2 protein-coding genes are annotated in these 3,088 nt (G+C 36.5%); both read right to left on the bottom strand.

What is annotated here, in order from left to right; all coding sequences use genetic code 11:
* Window positions 1–24: 24 nt before the first annotated feature.
* Window positions 25–2,370 carry a GumC family protein gene (locus E1176_RS03285; RefSeq protein ID WP_155209150.1) on the bottom strand — a complete coding sequence of 782 codons (2,346 nt, stop codon included), beginning with the start codon at window positions 2,368–2,370 and terminating at the stop codon, window positions 25–27.
* A 1-nt stretch (window position 2,371) separates the two neighbouring features.
* The coding region (locus E1176_RS03280; RefSeq protein ID WP_155209149.1) for a polysaccharide biosynthesis/export family protein at window positions 2,372–3,088 on the bottom strand (717 nt) is incomplete at its 5' end.

The raw sequence follows: 3,088 nt of genomic DNA, 5'->3' as shown, positions 1-3,088 counted from the left end.
TTTTTTTTTGAAAAAACTAAACACCTATTTTACGAATCTTTTTATTACGCTGTCATTCTTTTTTTCTTCATAATATCCGTAGCCATAACTATTGCTACCAGAGGTTGAAGATGCATTTAAGACAACAGCTAAATTTTTAAATTGGTTTACGTTTATAAGCCTATTTAGCGTTCTTAAAAACAGCTTTTTGGTGTAATTGGCCCTAACGATATAAATAGCAAGATCCGCTCTTTTCATGGCTAAAACACCATCTGTAACTAGACCAACAGGAGGAGTGTCCAGGATTATAAGATCGTAGCTTGCTTTAAGTTTTTCGAGTAGTATCTCAAATTCTCCGTTGAGGATAAGCTCTGAAGGGTTTGGAGGTGTTGGCCCCGCAGGTACATAATCAAAGCCTTCTATCTCAGTTGGCACTATGCAGTCTTCTATGTTGTGCTTATTGATCAATACTGTGCTCATTCCTTTCTCAGAGTTTGAGTGAGAAAAAGACTTATGAACACGTGGCTTACGCATATCAAGATCCAATAGCAGTACCTTCTTCTTAGATAGCGCTATAATACCACCCAGGTTTACAGATACAAAAGTTTTACCCTCCCCACCAATAGTAGAAGTTACACTGATAACTCTCTTCTTACTGCCAGAGATCATGAATTCTATGTTAGTTCTCAAAGACCTTAAGGCTTCACTTACAGCAGATTTAGGATTTTGATTGATTACAAGTTTTGTCACCTCCATTTTATCAGCTGTATTAGGTATAGTACCCAGAATAGGGGCAGAGGTGATTTTTTCAAGCTCACCTACAGAAGTGACCTTGTTGTGTAGCAAATATCTAATACTGACGAACAAGAAACTTAGTACAAAGCCAAAAACAACTCCGATGCCATACACAATCAGGTTGTTAGGATAAATAGGGTTTGTAGGTAAAGTGGCGCTGGAAAGTATTTTAAACTCTGTGGTAGTACCGGCCTGAGCTATCTGGTATTGTGCTTTGCTCTGCATAAGACCAAGGTAAAACTCCTCATATAGGTCGAAGAAACGCTGATTCTTCTTGTACTCGGTGCTCTTTTCGGGAATCTCAACGAAGTTTTGTTCGAGTTTCCTCTTACGAATTATCAGGTCTTTAATTTGCTCCTGATAGCGATCTCTCAATGATATTAGTTGAGATTTTAACCGCTGCTGCAAAGATTCAATTTCATTGTCTTTTTTAGTAAGCGCAAAGGTGGCCTCGTTATAAGATAGCTTTAGTTGATCTCTTTCTTCTATAAGTGTGGCAAGTTCTGTCAGAGAATTAACCACAAATTGGGGGTATTGTAATGGGTTAATATCTAATACTTCACGATTTACCTCACCCTGATCAATATTACTTATTAACTCATTTGCACTTACAATTTTAGTATTGAGCTCATAACGTTGTGAATCAAGAGCATTGATTACTTCAATAGTTCTTTTTAAATCTTCATCAAGATCGCTTGTCCTGTTTCTGATTGTAAAATTCTCAAAGTAGTTCTCATAACCTTCAAGCTCAGTTTCTATTTCATTTAGTTCCTCATTAAGCCAGGCTATTTTTTGCCTGTTTTCGCGATTTTTCTCTTCCTGACTATAGTTGAGGTAGATAGTATCTATTGCATTGACAAGATCATGAGCTTTGTACTTATTGTGATCTTTAAGTGCAATTTTTATTGTATTTGCATTTAAGTTTAGCGGTTCAACAGTTAGGTTATTCTCAAAATATTTGACTAGTGCGTCATTGCTATTGATTGTGAAAAAGTATTTTTTATCACCTTGTGGATCGTAAAATTTAGTTGTGTTTATTATCAGGTTGATCCGGTTTGTGCTAATCAACTCTCCAAACTTATACGTATCTGGAAGGTAGCCTTCTTCACCATTGAAGCTTATCTTAAAGTTGGTAGCATCTTGTATCTCTACATATATTCTTGTGTCATATAAAGACTGATCTTTAAGCTCGTAATCAATTTCAATAGGTGAAATGTTGTATTTTTCGTCATTCAACACCTGGCCTGCCGTATAGTAACTTACACTCAGGTCTATTGTCTCAATTACTTTACTGGTAAATAGCTTTGACTTGAGCAGTTCGATTTCACCAGAAATAATATTGAGATTTTTATTTTCAGTAAGTCCAGCCAGGCCTAACTCCGTTGCATCAGACTTTACATCTAGTTTTAGCTCACTTACAGACTCGAAGAGAGGTTTCGTCCAGCGGATGAATAGGTAGGCTGCAGATATAGTGAGAGCAAAGATTAAAATAATCCATATAATACTTTTCTTAAGTACAGCTCCTGCCTTTTCAAAATCTAAGCTATCATTTGCACCTTGCGTAGAGGCACCAATATTATTTTCTGGAGTATTCAAATCAGTTCAAGCTTATTACCACTGCTATTAAAGAAGCTAAACTACTAAAAACGGAAATTACAGGGCCGTTGTCTCTAATAAATTCTGAGAAAGGTCTTCTTACGGGTTCAACATAGATTACATCTCCGTTTTGCACAATCATATTATTCTCAGCATAACCTTTGATAGTGCTGAAATCGATGAGAAAAGCTTTTTCTCCTCTCAATAATCTAATATTGTGTGATTTAGCCTCCTCTTCAAAACCCTCAACCAGTGCTAGTACTTCAACCACGGTTGTATTTTCGTTTGTAAGAGGAACTACTCTACCACCGGCTCCACCAAGTATTATCACTCGTTTATTTACATACCTCAATTTCACAAAAGGATCTTTGTAGTATTTCTCATAGGCCACTATAAGTTCGTTTTCAGCTTCTAATAACGTCTTGTCTGCCAGGTTTATTTGCCCAACCATAGGTAAAACAACTGACCCATCAGTTTGCACAAGGTATTGTAGCTCAGGTTTAAGGTTGGCATTATTGGGTATTTGCTGGTCAATTAAGCGATTCTCAGGATCAATGAGGAATTCTCCTTTTTTAGTGAAAACCTCAATTTCCAGATAATCATTAGGTTGAATGATATAGTTTTCAGGAGTTTTTTCAGCAAGTGTTATTTCATTTAATAACTGATCTGTTTCTGGCTGAAACATGATGTTTTGCTTGTAAGAGCCACATGCCTGAAG

It is taken from the genome of Fulvivirga aurantia (assembly GCF_009711475.1).
Lineage (GTDB): Bacteria > Bacteroidota > Bacteroidia > Cytophagales > Cyclobacteriaceae > Fulvivirga > Fulvivirga aurantia.
The sequence above is the reverse complement of the archived record's forward strand: the minus strand, read 5'-3'. Positions and strand labels throughout refer to the sequence as shown.